Origin of the sequence: Flavivirga eckloniae, assembly GCF_002886045.1 — a bacterium.
GTDB lineage: Bacteria > Bacteroidota > Bacteroidia > Flavobacteriales > Flavobacteriaceae > Flavivirga > Flavivirga eckloniae.
Map to the genome: position 1 here is coordinate 3,517,125 of NZ_CP025791.1, position 16,985 is coordinate 3,534,109.

Genomic DNA, 16,985 nt, shown 5'->3' on the forward strand with positions numbered 1-16,985 from the left:
GCCTGGAAAAAAACGAGCTATTAATCAACCAAATTAAAATTGGAAGCGATAACCCACATCTGGAAAAAGTCCTATTTGATCTATCCGGTTTATATCGTTTGTTAAACGGTTATATCGGCGTTCGAATATATTTTTCTTATTGGTTAAGTTTTGAATATCTACAAAAAACTGGTGCGATTGTTTTTTCCTTTTGCTATTCATTTTAAAACCAACCTTAAAATCCCAGCGCATATAATTATCGTACTGTTTTGAGAAAGCCTGATCTTCTAAAAGTACTTCGAAGCCTGTTTGTTGTGAAGCTTCTAAATTTATAGGCGTATAATAACGTCCGCCAGAAATAGAAAAACGCGTATCGAAAAACAGAACATTTTTTTTGGCTTTACCCACAGTTATTTCTTTACCAGCTAACAGGTTAGTAACATATTCATTATTGAACGGTGTGTTTCTTTCAATACCATCGCTGCCTTTGTATTTACTTTCAAAAAAAGATGAGGTTAGTAGCCCATAGAATCCGTTGCTAAAAAACTTTTCAACCGTTAACTCTATCCCTTGGTTATACCCTTTTCCTTCATTTTTAAGAGAAAAGACATTATTGTTAAATTCAAAATCGGCACCTTCTGTTAAAGAAGAATAGCTCGACGGAAAAGGCTCTACCGCAGCTTTAGTAATGTTTTGGTAATAAATCTCTGCTTTTGCTCTCCAGCTTTTTGCCAATTTTACATCATAACCAAACACATAATGTTCACTTCGTGTAAAATCCAGATTCTTATTGGTCTGTACCAATTCACCATTAACGTTTTCGTTTAAAAACAGAATCGGTAAGGGAATAGTTTGATGATGTATGCCATAACCTAAACTTAGGTTATGCTTTGGAGCGATTTTATAATTCAATGCACCCCTGGGTTCTATTACGAATTGGCTGTTTAAAGAACTGTATTGCGCGTGTACCCCTGCATTTAAAGTAAGCTTTTTAGAGAGTCTAAAACGCCCTTGAATATATGGTTGAAATAAGTTTAGACTTTCATCTGTATCTCTAAAAGTAAATAAATCGGGATCACCATCGTTGTTTAAATCTGGTTGTTCATCTCTATCTTTTAAGAAGGATTTTAGTTTAAGATTTTCAAAAATAACCCCGGTTCTTAAGGTGATATGCTTGTTTAACTTAGAATTGAATAAGGTTGAAGCTGTAATGCGGTTATTTTTGCTATCCGATTCTGTGTACTTAATAATACGTTCGTTAGGTGTGTCTTTATCTATAAATCGATCTTCTGTATAATTATTACCAGAACTAGATATAGCAGCTACTGTTTTTAAGTAGCTTTTTTTGCCAATGGTAATGCGGTGGTTAAGCCCAAAAACATTAAAGCTAGATTTAACGAATGAGTTTTCGTCTTCTGCAGCAAACAGATCATCCTTTTCGATTTCGTCTCCTAAAAACTCGATATCTGAGTTTCCAATAACCCCAAATAGCGATATGTTGCCAAGAGTACCAGTTCCTAAATCAATATTATAGGAAATATCACTATAATTTGGGGTTGCAGAAGTGCCACCGCCACTAACAAGACTTATTAAAGAATATCTGCCCGCCACTAAAAAAGAACCATTTTTTTTGCCTAACGGACCTTCTGCCATAGCTTCAATACCTGTAAATACACCTGCTTGAACTGTGAATTCGTAGTCGTCGGTATTTCCCTTTCTAAAGCCTAAATCGAAAACTCCTCCTATAGCGTTACCATATTCTGCTGGGAAAGCAGACGTTATAAAATCGGAATTTTTAAGCATGTTGGTATTTAATGCCGAAACAGGGCTTCCCGTTGTGCCAAATGAGGAATAATGATTAGGGCTGGGAATAGGGATACCTTCTAACCGCCATAATAACCCCGATGGTGAATTACCACGAACTACAATGTCGTTTCTGCTATCGTCGGGAGAGGAAACACCCGCAAAGTTTGCGGCTAATCTTCCAACATCACTTCTGCCGCCAGAAAAACGAGTAGCTTCCTCCATACTAAACTGACGTGCAGAGATTGCAGCGAGTTTATTTACAGCTCTTTCCTTATTCGTTCCGGCAGTTAAAACTACGGCCTCTAATTCACCGTAAGCTTCCGTTAAACTTACATTTACAACAACATCCTTACCAGAAGTAACACCCAGATCTGGTAGGGTTATAGGTTCGTAGCCCACATAATTAATGCGTATAGTTTGCCTGCCTAAAGGCACATTGCTTAAAGTGAAATATCCGTTTTCGTCAGTTATAACTCCGGTAGATTTTTCTTGATTTAATAATTCAATGGTAGCGCCAGGAAGTGGAATTTCCGATTGTTTGTCGACTACCAATCCCTTAATGGTTCCAGTTTGTGCTTGCAGTAAAAATGAAACACATAACATGGACAATTTTAATATAAACTTCATTTTATTTTTTTAATTGATTTAAATCAAATTTGAAGGTTAAAATGAAAAAAATAAAGCTGCTTTTTTTGAAGTGTTTAATTTTAACTTAAGTTGTTTAAGTGGGCTTTAAACTATGCCATGAAGCATATTTAAACCGTTTTTCGGTTTAAATGGAAACAATAACAGTTTAAGCGCTTATTTAACAACTGAAATGGAAAATGGGGTTTTTTAACAGCGTACTCAGTATATTTGAACATGATGATTGTTAGAATAACATTTGAATGATTAAGACTGCACAAATAAAAAAAATAGGGTTTAGGTTTCTGGTTATCAATATTATTTTTCTATTGATAAAGCTTACCGTTAATACTAAAGAAAAACATCTTAATGGCGAAGACCCTATAAATGAACCTGTTTTTTATTATGTGTCTGCGATTATATTCTTTCTGCTTACTTGGGAAATAAACGATTGGTTAATTAAAAGGAAGAACAAGGATGTATTGAAATCTAACATGAGTTTTTATAATAGTCTAGATGTTTTAGTAAAAACATTGGCAATCATGTTACCTTTTATGGCGCTATCGTATTATTTAGCGATTTTTGAATTTAACTATATATGTAGAATTGATGCGGAAGATCCCTGGTTACAATTTCGTGTAGACTTTTTAAGAGCCGCATTATTGCTTTTTTCCCTAACTGTTTTTAACCTGTTTTATTACACCACAAAGCGGGCAAAGGAAATTGAAAGTTCTTTACACCAACTAAAGCAGGAGGTCATAACCTCGAAGTATAACTCGCTAAAAAACCAAATAAGCCCACATTTTTTATTTAATAGTTTAAATACGTTAACCTCGTTAATGTACGAAGATCGCGATCTGGCATCAGATTTTGTAACGAGATTAGCTTCGTGTTATCGTTATATCCTGGATAATAAGGAGAAAGATTTAGTAACCTTGGAAAAGGAATTAAACTTTTTAGATTCATTTATATTTATGATGAATGTGAGGCACAAGGAATCATTATCCATAACAACCAATATTTTAGTTAACCCTAAAGGCTTTTCAATACCAACACTGTCTTTGCAAATGTTGGTAGAGAATGCGCTTAAGCATAACTATTTTTCAAAGGAGAAACCTTTGGAAGTTAATATATATTCTAATGATAAAAACCTAGTTATACAAAACACATTGCGTAAAAGAAAAGAAGAACCATCAACTAAACTAGGTATTAGTAATATTAAAAAGCGTTATGCTTTTTATACGAATGAACAGATAGTTATCGAGGAAAAAAATGATATTTACAAAATTGAAATTCCGTTATTGCATAAAGCCATAAAACAATTTGATATGCCCTTAGAATCTTAATATGAAAGCTTTAATTATAGAAGATGAAAATATAGCATCAAAGCGATTGGCCAACCTGGTAAAAGAACTGGCACCAGATATTGAGATTTTAGACCGTGTAAGCTCTGTAGAGGGAGGCATAACCTGGTTTAAGAATAATACATTACCAGATTTAATATTTTTGGATATACAACTAAATGATGGCTATGGGTTTGATATTATTGATGAGTTAAAAGAACATCCCCCAATAATTTTCACCACTGCTTACAACGAATATGCTATAAGGGGATTTAAGTATAATGGTTTGGACTATTTACTAAAACCAATAGATAAAAAGGATTTAGAAAAAGCTTTAAACAAGTTTAGAAAGACAAGATTAATCCCTGAAAAAGAGAATGAGCAGAAGTACGAACAGTTAAAAAATCTTTTTTCCAAAGCATATAAACGGCGCTTTATGGTAAAGATTGGAAATCAATTTAATAGCTTTAATGTAGAGGATATAGCATATTTTAAGTCTCATGAAGGTTTAATTTATCTGCGAAATATTAATGGAAAAAAATATCCTATAGAGTATTCTTTAGATCAATTAGAAGATATTCTGGACCCTATTCAGTTTTTTAGAATCAATCGGAAATATATGGTTTCTGTTAATGCTGTAAATGAAATACACAGCTATTTTAATAGTAGATTACTATTAAAACTAGAACCGAGTGAAGAAGAACAAATTATAGTATCCAGAGAACGAACCACTAATTTTAAAAAGTGGTTGGATTGTTAATTGGTAATAGAAAAAGGTCTAAAAAGTTCTTGGATTGTCATTTTTAGTGCTTCGACTTCGCTCAGCACAAGTCGTTCTGAATAACACTTTTTAGACCTTTTATAAATCTAAAAGCTCACGCTTTTTATAATTTAGTATCTATAGTGCTCAGGCTTAAATGGACCTTCAACTCTTACACCAATGTATTCGGCTTGTTCTTCACGAAGCTCAGTTAACTCAACACCTATTTTAGCTAAGTGTAACTTGGCTACTTTTTCATCTAAGGTTTTTGGTAACATGTATACCTCATTTTTATAAGCATCAGCATTGTTCCAAAGCTCTATCTGTGCTAAAGTCTGGTTTGTAAACGAGTTACTCATTACAAAACTTGGGTGACCTGTAGCACAACCCAAGTTTACTAAACGCCCTTCGGCAAGAATGATAACATCATTACCATTAACATTGTATTTATCTACCTGAGGCTTAATAGTTGTTTTTGTATGACCGTGATTTTCGTTTAACCATGCCATATCGATTTCATTGTCGAAATGCCCGATGTTACAAACAATAGCTTTGTCTTTTAACGCTTCAAAGTGACGTCCTTGTACAATGTCTTTATTTCCAGTAGTCGTTATTACAATATCTGTATTACCAATAACAGTTTCTAGTTTTTTAACTTCAAAACCGTCCATAGCAGCTTGTAAAGCACAAATAGGATCGATTTCTGTAACAGTAACTATACTTCCCGCACCTTTAAACGAAGCAGCAGTACCTTTACCAACATCGCCATAACCACAAACTGTAACACGTTTTCCAGCTAACATGATATCCGTAGCACGACGAATAGCATCTACAGCACTTTCTTTACAACCGTATTTGTTATCGAATTTCGATTTTGTAACCGAGTCGTTAACATTAATGGCAGGCATTGGTAAAGTACCATTCTTTACACGTTCGTAAAGTCTGTGCACACCAGTAGTGGTTTCTTCAGATAAACCATTAATTCCAGCAGCTAATTCTGGATATTTATCTAAAACCATATTAGTTAAATCACCACCATCATCAAGTATCATATTAAGAGGTTTTCTGTCTTCACCAAAGAAAAGTGTTTGCTCGATACACCAGTCGAATTCCTCTTCAGTCATGTCTTTCCAAGCATAAACAGCCGTTCCGGCAGCAGCAATCGCAGCAGCAGCCTGATCTTGAGTAGAGAATATGTTACAAGAACTCCAAGTAACCTCTGCTCCTAAAGCTTGTAAAGTCTCAATTAAAACAGCCGTTTGGATGGTCATGTGTAAACATCCGGCAATTCTTGCCCCTTTAAGAGGTTGCGAGTCTTTGTACTCTTCACGTAAACTCATAAGCCCTGGCATTTCTGCTTCAGCTAATTCTATTTCTTTTCTACCCCAATCTGCAAGCGAAATATCTTTCACTTTGTTAGCTACATAAGGAATTGTTTTTGTGCTCATATCTGTATTTTCTTTTTATTTTTAAACCTAAACAAGGTTGTGATTAACACTTAAATAGTTAAATTCGCTTGTTAAAAAATTACAAACCAAATTAGGTGGTGCAAAGATAACTAATAACTTTTAGAAAAGTAAATGCCTCTCTATAAAACGATACACCCAGATTCAAAAACTATTGTTAAAATCTGGAAGATTGATGAGTCTTATGACGATTTAATGGAATCCACACACTTAAAGCCTAAAAGTTTAGAACGTGTTTTAAGAATGAAAAGTGAATTGCATCAACGTGGCTTTTTGAGTGTACGTTGCTTACTGGCCGAATTCGGGTATCAAGATTCGGACTTGTTTTATGATGAGCATGGAAAACCACACTTAAAAGACGGGAAGCAAATATCTATTACACATTCCTTTAATTTTTCGGCAGTTATTGTTAGCGATCTTATTGTTGGTATTGATATAGAAAAGCAACGTGAAAAAATTACCATTATAGCCCATAAATTTGTTGACTACGAGGAAGACTATTTAAATAAAGATGGTGCAAGTTATATAAGGAAACTTACTGCAATCTGGTGTGTAAAAGAATCGTTGTTCAAATTATTTGCAACACCTGGATTAAGCTTTAGAAAGCACTGTTTGGTAATACCATTTTCCATTAAGGATAACGAAACTATAGCATGGGTTGATTACGAAACAAAAAAGTGCCGCTATAATATTCGTTTTTTAGAGTTTGAAGGATTTACCTGTGCTTACGCTATTGCTTAAACGATGACTCAAGTATATAACGACATATTAGCATCGGTTTCTAAGCAAGAAAAACTTTTGGCGGTTTTAATAGACCCTGATAAAATGTTGCTTGATAAAGTACAGGGCTTTATTAATAAAGTAAACACCTCAGTAGCGACTCATATTTTTGTGGGAGGAAGTACTGTTGACGAAAACACAACTGGCGTTTTAGTAGCCGAAATAAAGAAGTATACAAAACACCCCGTGGTTTTATTCCCAGGCGATGTCACTCAAATTACCAATCATGCAGATGCCATTTTATTTCTCTCTTTAATTTCGGGAAGAAACCCGGAGTATTTAATAGGTAAACACATAACGTCTGTTTCGAAACTAAAAGAAACAAACCTCGATGTTATTTCTACCGGTTATGTTTTAATAGAAAACGGAAAAGCTACAGCAGTTGAAAGAGTTACAGAAACAAAGCCAATACCAAGAGCTAATATTCAATATATTGTAGATACAGCAAAAGCGGGCGAATTTCTAGGAATGAAAATGATTTATCTTGAAGCTGGAAGTGGTGCTAAAACACCGGTTTCAAAAGAAATTATATTAAAAGTTAAGGAAGCACTAAATATTCCGTTAATAGTTGGCGGTGGTATAAGAAGTAAAGAACAATTAGAAAACGCATATAAAGCTGGAGCTAATTTAGTAGTTATTGGTACGGCTTTTGAAGAGAATGAATCGTTTTTTAATGAATTAAAAAAGTAAATTGCCGGGGTAAATTTGTTTTAACATGTCACGAAGCAAATAAATAATAATAGGATTTCCACTCTCGTGGAAATGAAAATAAAATTTTCAATGAAAATATCAGTAGAGCTTACATTAACACCGTTACAGGACAATTTCGAGCCTGCCATTATTCATTTTATTAAGAAGCTAAGAGCTTCTAATCTTAAGGTTCTGGAAAACCCTTTAAGCACTCAGGTTTATGGCGATTACGATGAGGTAATGAATTTGCTCACTGTAGAGATTAAAGAAGCTTTCGAACTTATTGAAAAAGGCTTATTGTATATGAAGATCGTAAAATCGGACAGGCACGATTATGAACCCCATTTTTGATTTTTTTTTCGGGCAGTATTCAGATTATGAAACGATAGACGTATTATTAGAAATAATAGCGGTTATTTTTGGGTTTCTCTCTGTTTGGTATTCAAAGCAAAATAAAATTTTGGTTTTTCCAACAGGTATGATAAGTACAATAATATTTGTGTATTTATTGTTTAAGTGGGAACTTTTAGGAGATATGATGATAAACGGATATTACTTTGTAATGAGCGTTTATGGATGGTATGTTTGGACGAGAAAAGTAGATGAAACACATGTGACTCCAATTTCAATAACAACACCTAAGGAGCGATTAATAAGTGTATTTATATTTCTGGCGACTTTATTGTTTGTGTTTTTGGTTTATAAAACGTTTGATAAATGGACGGGTTGGGTAGCTTATATTGATACGTTTACTACAGCCATATTTTTTGTAGGCATGTGGTTAATGGCAAGACGAAAATTAGAAAATTGGCTTTTTTGGATTGTAGGCGATTTAATATCGGTGCCGTTATATTTTTATAAAGGGTTTACATTTACCAGTTTACAATATTTAGGATTTACATTTATAGCTATATTTGGTTACATAGCATGGAAGAAAAGTATAAACAACAACCGGCAAATTGCATAAAGGTGGTTTTGTTTGGTCCGGAATCTACCGGAAAAACAACCTTGTCAAGACAGTTGGCCAGACACTATAACTCGGTTTGGGTACCAGAATATGCGAGGGAATACCTCCAGAATAAATGGAACAATGAGCGCAAAACCTGCGAGCCAGATGATTTGTTACCCATTGCAGAGGGGCAAATGAAACTTGAAAACGAATTGGCGCAGAAAACAGATACCGTTTTAATTTGCGATACCGATTTGTTAGAAACCAAAGTATATTCAGAAGCTTACTATTTAGGGAGTTGTGATCCTGTACTTGAAAAATTTGCGTTAGAAAATACCTACAATTTATATTTTTTAACTTATATTGATACACCATGGGAAGCAGACGATCTTCGGGACAAACCAGACCATAGAGAAGATATGTTTGAAGCTTTTCAAAATGAACTAATAAAAAGTAATAAACCTTATGTATTGCTTAAGGGTAACAAAAAACAACGTCTGGAAACAGCGGTTAAATATATTGATAAACTATTAAAAGAAAATTAATGTTTACAGAAAAAGATATAGAACAAATACAAAATAAAGGCATTACAGCAGAACAAGTTAATGCTCAGGTAGCACGTATAAAAAATGGAATGTCCCATTCTAATCTGGTAGCAGCTGCGACTATTGGGGAAGGCATCGAGAGTTATAACGACAACGAAACAAAAGATTTTATAAAGCTTTACGAGTCAAAGCAAAATGATTTGTCTACCTTAAAATTTGTACCAGCATCTGGAGCAGCTACCAGAATGTTTAAGTTTTTATTTCAGTTTTTGAAAAATTTCGATCCCTCAAAAGAAAGTATTGAAGATTATGTTGGAAAACATAACGATAATCTTATCAAAACGTTTATTTCTAATTTGAAACAATTTCCGTTTTATGCCGAAGTTATTTTAAAAGCTAAAGAAACCAATTCAAATTTCGATAATTTACCAGAAGGCGAAAAATATCTGCAATTCGTAAAAACAATGTTAGATGAGAACGGTTTAAACTATAGTTTTTTACCTAAGGGGTTGCTTCCTTTTCATGAATATGAAGATGCAGCAATAACAGCTTTTCAAGAGCACTTGTTCGAGTCAACATTGTATGCCTCTTCGAATAATAATGCAAATCTTCATTTTACCGTTTCAGAAAAACATCATCGATATTTCTCAAATGAGTTAATCCGTTTAAAAGAAGGTTTAGAGCAAGAAACCAAAACAACATTTAATGTGTCGTTTTCATATCAAAAAGAAGCTACCGAAACCGTTGCATTAACGGTAGATGGCAAGGTTTTTAGAAACGATGATGACTCTATTCTATTCAGACCAGCAGGACACGGTGCTTTATTAGAAAACTTAAATGAATTGGACAACGATGTCATTTTTATTAAAAATGTAGATAATATCGTAGTTGCCAATAAGAATGTTGAAGTTTCGGAGTATAAAAAATTGCTGGCAGGTATTCTTGTAAAAGTTCAAGAACAAGCTTTCGAGTTATTGCATAAACTTGACGAAGAAACAGTGTTAGAAGGAACGCTTCTTGAAGCAGCTATGCTCTTATCTAATAAAATGAATGTTCCTATCGATGGAGATTTCGAAGATTTTACATTAGAAGAAAAAAGAAATTACCTAAAGGAAAAACTAAACCGTCCAATTCGAGTATGTGGTATGGTTAAGAATGAAGGAGAACCCGGAGGCGGACCATTTTGGGTAAAAGATGAAAACGGCGAGATATCGTTACAAATTGTAGAATTTGCCCAAATAAATATTGAAGATAGTGCACAGCAAGCCATTGTGAAAAATGCAACCCATTTTAACCCAACAGATTTGGTTTGTGGCGTTAAAAATTATAAAGGAGAAAAGTTCAATCTTAAGAAATTTGTAGACCCAGAAGCCGCTTTTATAACCATGAAAACTCAAAATGGAATAGATATAAAAGCCTTAGAACTACCTGGTTTATGGAACGGTAGTATGGCGTACTGGAACTCCATTTTTGTTGAAGTACCTTTAGAAACCTTTAACCCCGTAAAAACAGTTAACGATTTGCTTAAACCGGCACATCAGGTAAAATACGCTAATGTTTAATGAAGACCTCCTACTACAAGAACTAACCTATAAAGCTATTAGAAGCTCGGGTAGCGGTGGACAGCATGTAAATAAAGTATCATCGAAAGTTGAGCTGGCTTTTAATTTAAACGAATCGGTTGTATTTAATGAAGAACAAAAAGAACGTCTTCAAAGTAAACTCCAGCATAGGTTAACAAAAGAAGGCGTTTTAATATTGCAATGTGATGAGAGTCGCAGTCAACATAAAAACAAGGAACTTGTTATAAAACGTTTTTTAGAGTTAATCCGTTTAGGGTTAGTGGTTCAAAAGAAACGTATACCCACAAAAACACCTAAAGCGGTTAAAAGAAAACGATTAAAAGATAAGCGCAGTCATTCCGAAAAAAAGACAAACAGAAAAAAGCCTGACATTGAGTAAAATAAACATCAATTAAGAATTGAGAAATTAGCAATTGTTCGTATCTTTGCGCCGTTCTCAAAAAGGGGTGCTTTTTTAGTTAAGAATTATCAACTTTTAATTGTTAACTTTCGAATTGCTGAGATCATACCCAATGAACCTGGAACAGGTAATGCTGTTTAGGGATTTGAATTTTTATTGTCATTGCGAGGAGTTCAAAAAACGACACGGCAATCTTTTCAATATTAATTCTGAAAACAAATCATTAACAATTAAAGAATAATTACCTCTTTTTATTCGATTATAACTTATAATCGCAATGAAAAACTTATTTCTTTTTTTAACACTATTAGTGTTATCAGTCTGTGTCAATGCACAAGAAAATCAAAAACAACAGGATTCAACAAAAACAGAAAAACTAGACGAGGTTTTAGTAAAAGCAGTTCGTGTAGATGCTACGTCTCCAATTACACATTCTAATGTGACTAAGGAGCAATTGGAAAAACGTAATTTAGGTCAGGATTTACCAATATTGCTTAATTATTTGCCATCGGTAGTAACGACTAGTGATGCTGGTGCTGGTGTAGGTTACACAGGAATTCGTGTTCGTGGTACCGATGCAACACGTGTAAATGTAACTATAAACGGTATTCCATATAACGATCCAGAAAGTCAAGGTACGTTTTGGGTAAATTTAGGTGACTTTGCTTCCTCAACAGAAAGCCTACAATTGCAGCGTGGTGTGGGAACATCTACAAACGGTTCTGGTGCTTTTGGAGCGAGTTTAAATTTACTTACAGATGCGTTTTCCAACGAAGCTACAGGAGAAATATCAAACAGTTTCGGAAGTTTTAACACCAGAAAACACACCGTAAAATTGAGCACAGGCTTATTGAACGATCATTTTGAAATTTCTGGACGGTTTTCTAAGATAGATTCCGATGGCTATGTAGACAGAGCATTTACAGATTTGCGAGCTTACTTTTTGCAAGGTGTTTATAAAGATGATAATACCCTAATAAAAGCACTTACATTTGGTAATAAGGAACAAACTTACCAATCTTGGTTTGGTTTAACAGCCGCGCAATTACAAGAGAATCGTCGTCAGAATCCGTATACTTACGACAATGAAACAGATAATTATTGGCAAAATCATTACCAATTACATTGGAACGAACGATTTAATAATTATTGGTCTGCAACTCTCGGATTAAACTATACCCAGGGGAAAGGATATTTTGAGCAGTATGAAGATGATACAAGCGATATCGGTCTTTACAATGGTATTGTGGTAGCAACCGATGTTGATGAAGATAATATGCCCATAACAGATGTTATAAGAAGACGTTGGTTAGATAATGATTTTTATGTGGTTAATGCTAATGTAGCTTATAAGAAGGGAGCTTTCGAAATCATTTCAGGAATCTCATACAATACCTATTCTGGCGATCATTTTGGAGAAGTTATTTGGGCAAGAGGATTTGCAGAAAATGCAAACATTCGTGATCGTTACTATGAAGGCGATGCCACTAAAAATGATTTCAGTGTCTTTTCGAAAACGACGTTTAATTTAGCTGAAAAAATTACCGGATTTATCGATTTACAAGGGCGTTTTGTAAATTATAAAACCAATGGGTTAGACTCTAATCGTAACAACTTTGTTACCGATGCAGATTTTAATTTCTTTAATCCTAAATTAGGCTTTACCTATAAACATAGCGATGTAAACAGTTTTTATGCATCATATGCCAGAGCCAATAGAGAACCAAATCGCGACGATTTTAAGGCTGGTGTAACAGAGCATGAAACCCTCAACGATATTGAATTGGGGTGGCGCTATAATGCCAAAAAGGTTAGTGTTAATACCAATTTATACTATATGTTTTACCAAAATCAGTTGGTTTTAACAGGAGAGTTAGACGATGTAGGAAGCCCTATTAGAGCTACTAGTGGTAAAAGTTATCGATTAGGTTTAGAGGTCGATGCTAATATTAATTTCTGTAAAACCGTTAATATGTCTACCAATATAGCAGTAAGCAGTAATAAGAATAAAGACTTTACTTCGTCTATTAATGGCGAACTTGTTGATTTAGGAAATACTAATATTTCTTTTTCACCCGAATTGGTTTTTGGTAATGCTTTAAACTTTTATCCTGTGAATAATTTACAACTCTCGTTATTAAGTAAATATGTAGGAGAGCAGTATATGGGAAATATTGATAACGAAACGTCAAAACTAGATAGCTATTTTGTTAACGATTTTAGTGTTAACTATAAAATTAGCCCTAAAAAGATTTTTAAATCTATAATACTATCAGGTTTGGTTAATAATATTCTAAACGAAGAATATGTGTCTAATGGCTATTTCGGATCGTTTGATTTTGACGATACATCAAGTCCAACAGGCACTACAACAGGCTACTTTGCTGGCTATTATCCACAGGCAACAACCAACTTTTTAGTAGGGGCAACCTTGAAGTTTTAAAAATACGTCATTACGAGGAGCAAAAGCTAAATTTATATGTTTAAATAAATAAGTTGTGCCATTCCGAACGAGGTACGAGGAGCCTGCCTAAAGGTTGGCAGCTAAGGTGTACTCACAAATATGGCTGCATATTAAATAATAATTTTATAAAGATAGACACTAATTTCACGAATTATCACAAATGGTTCTAAATATAAATTATTTACAAATAAGTAATTCGAGTTTACTTATTAATAAATTAGAATACAGAAATATAATAGAATTAAATCGGGTCTGGATTGTAAAAACAGACTGAAAGTCTGATTCGTGATTATGAATAGTATAGAGAGCTATCCATCATATTGAGGTTTTATTCGTGTAAATCTGTGTAATTCGTGGCTTGATTAAAAAGATGTGGGTACACCGTAGCTGTCGGTAGACAGGGAATCTGACCTTATGTAGAGATTAATAAATTCGCAGCTTAATTATTTGGTTTTATCCTAGAATGCGTTAATTAAATATTAAAAGATTATCTCCGTTTTTTTCGACCCTATAGTTTTTTAGGGCGCATGGCAGGTTTTTATCTCCCAATGATTGACCAGTAACTAAACTGTATTCGTTCTTATCTTGGCAGCCACAAGTAGCGTTTAAACCTTTTGGCACAAGAACAGAACAAGCACTGGGTATATGGTTAGGGTCACTGGCATCCCAGGCAAAAAAATCAGCCCCAGTATTGGCAACAATAATCCCTCCATTTCCAGCGTTTTGTACATATACAGAGTTGCCCGGAAAAGGTAATTGACTATACTGTGGTAAACTTAAATTAATATTAACGTTAACACCTATATCTAGTAAAAAATTACAATTTGGGTTGTTAACAGAATTTTTGCTGCAAGACACTAGAATAAGAAAACTGGCAAAAAGAAAAATGGATTTCATAGCAATTTTTGAATTAAAAACGCAATTTACGACAAAAAGCAAATTGAGTTAAATATTTTGTATATTTGTTATACAATCTCGTGTTAGCGAGATTTTTTTTATGCTGAACGCTTCACGAGATTATATCGGATTGGTTTTCAGCATCTTTTTATTTTATTAAGTTAAACGATGAAGTTATGAGTAAAGTATCTTACTATACACCTGAGGGGTTAAAAAAATTAAGAGACGAGCTACAGCAATTAAAAGATGTAGAGCGAGTTAAGGCTTCAAAAGCAATTGCAGAAGCTAGAGATAAAGGAGATTTAAGTGAAAATGCAGAATATGATGCCGCCAAAGAAGCTCAAGGCATGCTAGAAATGCGTATTTCTAAATTAGAGGACGCATTGGCAGGTGCCCGTGTAATTGATGAATCTCAATTAGATAATTCAAAGGTATTAGTATTATCTAAAGTTAAAATAAAAAATCAAACTAATGGTATGGAAATGAACTATACCCTGGTAGCAGATGGAGAAGCAGATTTAGCTTCAGGTAAAATTTCGGTAAATTCTCCTATAGGTAAAGGTTTGCTTGGAAAATCTGTTGGAGATGTAGCAGAAATTCAAGTCCCTAATGGTGTTATGAAATTTGATATTATAGAAATCTCCAGATAAATACTATTCCCGCGCTCAGTATAAGTAACCTAAGTGTATCGTAGGAAACTCTCTAAAACCTCTCAATAATTAATATGCCATCAATTTTCACAAAAATAGTTAACGGAGAAATTCCCTGTTATAAAGTTGCAGAAACAGATGATTTTCTAGCGTTTTTAGATGTAAACCCAAATAGTAAGGGGCATACACTTTGTATTCCTAAACTAGAAGTTGATAAGATTTTTGACTTAGATGAAGCCACTTATAATGGGTTAATGAGTTTTTCAAGACGTGTTGCTCTAGCCATAGAAAAAGCAATACCTTGCGAACGTGTAGGGGTTTCTGTAATAGGACTGGAAGTGCCACACGCACACGTACATTTAATTCCATTACATACCATGGATGATGCTCGCTTTATTACAAAAGCAAAACTTACAACGAAAGAATTCGAAGACATAGCAAAAGCTATCAACAACCAATTATAAATCGAAAGGGTACGCGGTTAGTATTATAGCAGCAATTGCTGCTACAATTGTTAAAATAATGGTAACCCACGATGTTTTCTTTAAATAGGTCGACGCCCTTTTGGGTACAAACAATTTTTTGTGGTAATCAAAAACACGTTCAATATTATCATCCCATTTTACAGGGTAAATAATACTATTACATACTCTACACTCAATTTCGTATTTAACTTGAGATGTTAAAGATCGATAAAACCTGGTGTCAATTATTTTTTGTTTAAAAATTAGGCGTAAGCCTTCATTGTTATAACACTCAGGGCAGTTGTTCTTTAAAACAACTTCTTTTACGGTAACTAGTTTTTCAGACATGATTTGGGGCACGTTTTAAGCTGATTTGTATAGTGGTTCCTTTTCCTTTTTGAGATTGCAATACTTTTATTTTTCCATCATGAAATTCCTCTATAATGCGCCTGGTAAGTGATAATCCTAATCCCCAACCGCGTTTTTTTGTAGTATATCCAGGAGTGAAAATTTTATTAAAATCCTTTTTAGGAATACCTTTTCCGGTGTCGGCAACGCTAATCTTCACAATGCTTTCCAATTGAGAAATTTCAATTGTAAGTTTACCTCTGCCCTTCATGGCATCAATGGCATTTTTTACCAGATTTTCAATAGTCCAGCTGTATAGCTGTTTATTTAAATTCACAGGAATAGTATCCTCTGGAGCAATAATTTTAAAGTCTATAAGATTCGAAGATCGCGATTTTAAGTAATCGTAAGAATCAATAGTTTCTTTAACAATATCTGCAACTTCCAAGGTAGGTAAAGACCCTATTTTACTAAAGCGTTCTGTAATGGTCTTTAACCGATCTACATCTTTTTCAATTTCGGTAATATAATCTGGATTTACATTATCGCTTTTCAAAATTTCTGTCCAGCCTATTAAAGATGATAAAGGCGTACCTATTTGATGGGCCGTTTCCTTAGCCATGCCAGACCATAACTTATTTTGAGTAGCATTTTTGTTACTGCTATAAAAGAAAAAAACAACGGCACCAAATAATACAACAATAAGTATTAACGCCAGCGGATAATATTTTAGTTTGTTTAATAAAGGGGAATTGCCATAATAAATCGTGCTGACTATAGTGTCGCCTATGTTTATGGGAATAGGGTCGTTTTCTTTCTCAAATTTTAAGATTAGTTTTTTAACATGCAAAGAATCAGAAACTTTGAAATCATCTATGTTGTTATAATTGCCTAAACTGCCATCTTCGTTAATAACAATCATTGGCGTTGTTTTGTTGCTAGTTAGGATCTGCAGTATAAGTTCCATGTTGGAATTCACATCAGAATTCACAAATTCATTTTGAGCAAACGACCAATTTTCCATTTTGATACGTTCCTCCTCCTTAAAATGTTGGAAAAATTCATAAGTTTTCCATAAAATAAGAGAGACAATAACGAAAGAAGCTATTGTAATAATCCAACGAAAAGCGTTACCATACTTTGTAAAAATCATTCACTAACTAATTACAATTTGTAATATAATGCAAATCTGTTAATATTATTGTTTAAGATGTTAGTAAATTGGTTTTTAGTTAAA

At 33.9% G+C, this 16,985-nt stretch carries 17 protein-coding genes; 12 read left to right on the forward strand and 5 right to left on the reverse strand.

What is annotated here, in order from left to right:
- Nucleotides 1-33: 33 nt before the first annotated feature.
- Complete coding sequence (locus C1H87_RS14520) at nucleotides 34-2,412, reverse strand: TonB-dependent receptor (RefSeq protein WP_102756503.1); 2,379 nt, start codon at nucleotides 2,410-2,412, stop codon at nucleotides 34-36.
- A 260-nt stretch (nucleotides 2,413-2,672) separates the two neighbouring features.
- On the opposite strand from C1H87_RS14520, the gene C1H87_RS14525 reads away from it, so the two are divergent.
- Together C1H87_RS14525 and C1H87_RS14530 are read left to right on the forward strand one after the other, a co-directional pair.
- Nucleotides 2,673-3,755 carry a sensor histidine kinase gene (locus C1H87_RS14525; protein WP_102756504.1) on the forward strand — a complete coding sequence of 361 codons (1,083 nt, stop codon included), beginning with the start codon at nucleotides 2,673-2,675 and terminating at the stop codon, nucleotides 3,753-3,755.
- Between the two features lies 1 nt (nucleotide 3,756).
- Nucleotides 3,757-4,512: a LytR/AlgR family response regulator transcription factor gene (locus C1H87_RS14530; RefSeq protein WP_102756505.1), complete on the forward strand. Its 756-nt coding sequence runs from the start codon at nucleotides 3,757-3,759 to the stop codon at nucleotides 4,510-4,512.
- 131 nt (nucleotides 4,513-4,643) lie between these two features.
- On the opposite strand, the gene ahcY is transcribed toward C1H87_RS14530, so the two are convergent.
- A complete protein-coding gene (gene ahcY, locus C1H87_RS14535; protein ID WP_102756506.1) occupies nucleotides 4,644-5,960 on the reverse strand; it encodes an adenosylhomocysteinase in 1,317 nt (438 codons plus the stop codon).
- Between the two features lie 132 nt (nucleotides 5,961-6,092).
- Between ahcY and C1H87_RS14540 the strand changes: the two genes are divergently transcribed.
- The 8 genes from C1H87_RS14540 to C1H87_RS14575 all read left to right on the forward strand — a co-directional run bounded on the left by C1H87_RS14540 (nucleotide 6,093) and on the right by C1H87_RS14575 (nucleotide 13,368).
- Nucleotides 6,093-6,719 carry a 4'-phosphopantetheinyl transferase family protein gene (locus C1H87_RS14540; protein ID WP_102756507.1) on the forward strand — a complete coding sequence of 209 codons (627 nt, stop codon included), beginning with the start codon at nucleotides 6,093-6,095 and terminating at the stop codon, nucleotides 6,717-6,719.
- 3 nt (nucleotides 6,720-6,722) lie between these two features.
- Nucleotides 6,723-7,448 carry a geranylgeranylglyceryl/heptaprenylglyceryl phosphate synthase gene (locus tag C1H87_RS14545; RefSeq protein WP_102756508.1) on the forward strand — a complete coding sequence of 242 codons (726 nt, stop codon included), beginning with the start codon at nucleotides 6,723-6,725 and terminating at the stop codon, nucleotides 7,446-7,448.
- A gap of 90 nt (nucleotides 7,449-7,538) precedes the next feature.
- Nucleotides 7,539-7,799, forward strand: a complete 261-nt coding sequence (locus tag C1H87_RS14550) for a thiamine-binding protein (RefSeq protein WP_102756509.1) — start codon at nucleotides 7,539-7,541, stop codon at nucleotides 7,797-7,799.
- Nucleotides 7,783-8,415, forward strand: coding sequence for a nicotinamide riboside transporter PnuC (gene pnuC / locus C1H87_RS14555; RefSeq protein ID WP_102756510.1), 633 nt, complete (start codon nucleotides 7,783-7,785; stop codon nucleotides 8,413-8,415). Before C1H87_RS14550 ends, pnuC begins: the two co-directional genes overlap by 17 nt.
- The gene (locus C1H87_RS14560; protein WP_102756511.1) at nucleotides 8,376-8,942 is read left to right on the forward strand and encodes an AAA family ATPase; all 567 of its coding nucleotides are present in this window, start codon (nucleotides 8,376-8,378) and stop codon (nucleotides 8,940-8,942) included. Before pnuC ends, C1H87_RS14560 begins: the two co-directional genes overlap by 40 nt.
- Complete coding sequence (locus C1H87_RS14565) at nucleotides 8,942-10,504, forward strand: DUF4301 family protein (RefSeq protein ID WP_102756512.1); 1,563 nt, start codon at nucleotides 8,942-8,944, stop codon at nucleotides 10,502-10,504. The genes C1H87_RS14560 and C1H87_RS14565 overlap by 1 nt, the downstream gene beginning before the upstream one ends.
- Nucleotides 10,497-10,904 carry an alternative ribosome rescue aminoacyl-tRNA hydrolase ArfB gene (gene arfB / locus C1H87_RS14570; RefSeq protein ID WP_102756513.1) on the forward strand — a complete coding sequence of 136 codons (408 nt, stop codon included), beginning with the start codon at nucleotides 10,497-10,499 and terminating at the stop codon, nucleotides 10,902-10,904. Before C1H87_RS14565 ends, arfB begins: the two co-directional genes overlap by 8 nt.
- Nucleotides 10,905-11,202: 298 nt before the next feature.
- On the forward strand, nucleotides 11,203-13,368 hold the full coding sequence (locus C1H87_RS14575; protein WP_102756514.1) for a TonB-dependent receptor: 2,166 nt from the start codon (nucleotides 11,203-11,205) through the stop codon (nucleotides 13,366-13,368).
- Between the two features lie 489 nt (nucleotides 13,369-13,857).
- Here the strand turns inward: C1H87_RS14575 and C1H87_RS14580 are convergent, their stop codons facing one another.
- Nucleotides 13,858-14,286 carry a Rieske (2Fe-2S) protein gene (locus tag C1H87_RS14580; RefSeq protein ID WP_102756515.1) on the reverse strand — a complete coding sequence of 143 codons (429 nt, stop codon included), beginning with the start codon at nucleotides 14,284-14,286 and terminating at the stop codon, nucleotides 13,858-13,860.
- Between the two features lie 176 nt (nucleotides 14,287-14,462).
- On the opposite strand from C1H87_RS14580, the gene greA reads away from it, so the two are divergent.
- Together greA and C1H87_RS14590 are read left to right on the forward strand one after the other, a co-directional pair.
- A complete protein-coding gene (gene greA, locus C1H87_RS14585) occupies nucleotides 14,463-14,936 on the forward strand; it encodes a transcription elongation factor GreA (RefSeq protein ID WP_102756516.1) in 474 nt (157 codons plus the stop codon).
- Between the two features lie 74 nt (nucleotides 14,937-15,010).
- The gene (locus C1H87_RS14590; protein WP_102756517.1) at nucleotides 15,011-15,400 is read left to right on the forward strand and encodes an HIT family protein; all 390 of its coding nucleotides are present in this window, start codon (nucleotides 15,011-15,013) and stop codon (nucleotides 15,398-15,400) included.
- Here the strand turns inward: C1H87_RS14590 and C1H87_RS14595 are convergent.
- Nucleotides 15,395-15,748 (reverse strand): hypothetical protein, encoded by a 354-nt coding sequence (locus C1H87_RS14595; RefSeq protein ID WP_102756518.1) that lies wholly within the window; start codon nucleotides 15,746-15,748, stop codon nucleotides 15,395-15,397. The genes C1H87_RS14590 and C1H87_RS14595 overlap by 6 nt on opposite strands.
- Nucleotides 15,741-16,901, reverse strand: coding sequence for a sensor histidine kinase (locus C1H87_RS14600; protein ID WP_102756519.1), 1,161 nt, complete (start codon nucleotides 16,899-16,901; stop codon nucleotides 15,741-15,743). Before C1H87_RS14600 ends, C1H87_RS14595 begins: the two co-directional genes overlap by 8 nt.
- Nucleotides 16,902-16,985: the final 84 nt, after the last annotated feature.

Excerpts from the sequence above, each read along its gene's own strand:
- C1H87_RS14520 (WP_102756503.1), bottom strand. The coding sequence starts at position 2,412 with ATGAAGTTTATATTAAAATTGTCCATGTTATGTGTTTCATTTTTACTG.
- C1H87_RS14525 (WP_102756504.1), top strand. The coding sequence starts at position 2,673 with ATGATTAAGACTGCACAAATAAAAAAAATAGGGTTTAGGTTTCTGGTT.
- C1H87_RS14530 (WP_102756505.1), top strand. The coding sequence starts at position 3,757 with ATGAAAGCTTTAATTATAGAAGATGAAAATATAGCATCAAAGCGATTG.
- ahcY (WP_102756506.1), bottom strand. The coding sequence starts at position 5,960 with ATGAGCACAAAAACAATTCCTTATGTAGCTAACAAAGTGAAAGATATT.
- C1H87_RS14540 (WP_102756507.1), top strand. The coding sequence starts at position 6,093 with ATGCCTCTCTATAAAACGATACACCCAGATTCAAAAACTATTGTTAAA.
- C1H87_RS14545 (WP_102756508.1), top strand. The coding sequence starts at position 6,723 with ATGACTCAAGTATATAACGACATATTAGCATCGGTTTCTAAGCAAGAA.
- C1H87_RS14550 (WP_102756509.1), top strand. The coding sequence starts at position 7,539 with ATGAAAATATCAGTAGAGCTTACATTAACACCGTTACAGGACAATTTC.
- pnuC (WP_102756510.1), top strand. The coding sequence starts at position 7,783 with ATGAACCCCATTTTTGATTTTTTTTTCGGGCAGTATTCAGATTATGAA.
- C1H87_RS14560 (WP_102756511.1), top strand. The coding sequence starts at position 8,376 with ATGGAAGAAAAGTATAAACAACAACCGGCAAATTGCATAAAGGTGGTT.
- C1H87_RS14565 (WP_102756512.1), top strand. The coding sequence starts at position 8,942 with ATGTTTACAGAAAAAGATATAGAACAAATACAAAATAAAGGCATTACA.
- arfB (WP_102756513.1), top strand. The coding sequence starts at position 10,497 with ATGTTTAATGAAGACCTCCTACTACAAGAACTAACCTATAAAGCTATT.
- C1H87_RS14575 (WP_102756514.1), top strand. The coding sequence starts at position 11,203 with ATGAAAAACTTATTTCTTTTTTTAACACTATTAGTGTTATCAGTCTGT.
- C1H87_RS14580 (WP_102756515.1), bottom strand. The coding sequence starts at position 14,286 with ATGAAATCCATTTTTCTTTTTGCCAGTTTTCTTATTCTAGTGTCTTGC.
- greA (WP_102756516.1), top strand. The coding sequence starts at position 14,463 with ATGAGTAAAGTATCTTACTATACACCTGAGGGGTTAAAAAAATTAAGA.
- C1H87_RS14590 (WP_102756517.1), top strand. The coding sequence starts at position 15,011 with ATGCCATCAATTTTCACAAAAATAGTTAACGGAGAAATTCCCTGTTAT.
- C1H87_RS14595 (WP_102756518.1), bottom strand. The coding sequence starts at position 15,748 with ATGTCTGAAAAACTAGTTACCGTAAAAGAAGTTGTTTTAAAGAACAAC.
- C1H87_RS14600 (WP_102756519.1), bottom strand. The coding sequence starts at position 16,901 with ATGATTTTTACAAAGTATGGTAACGCTTTTCGTTGGATTATTACAATA.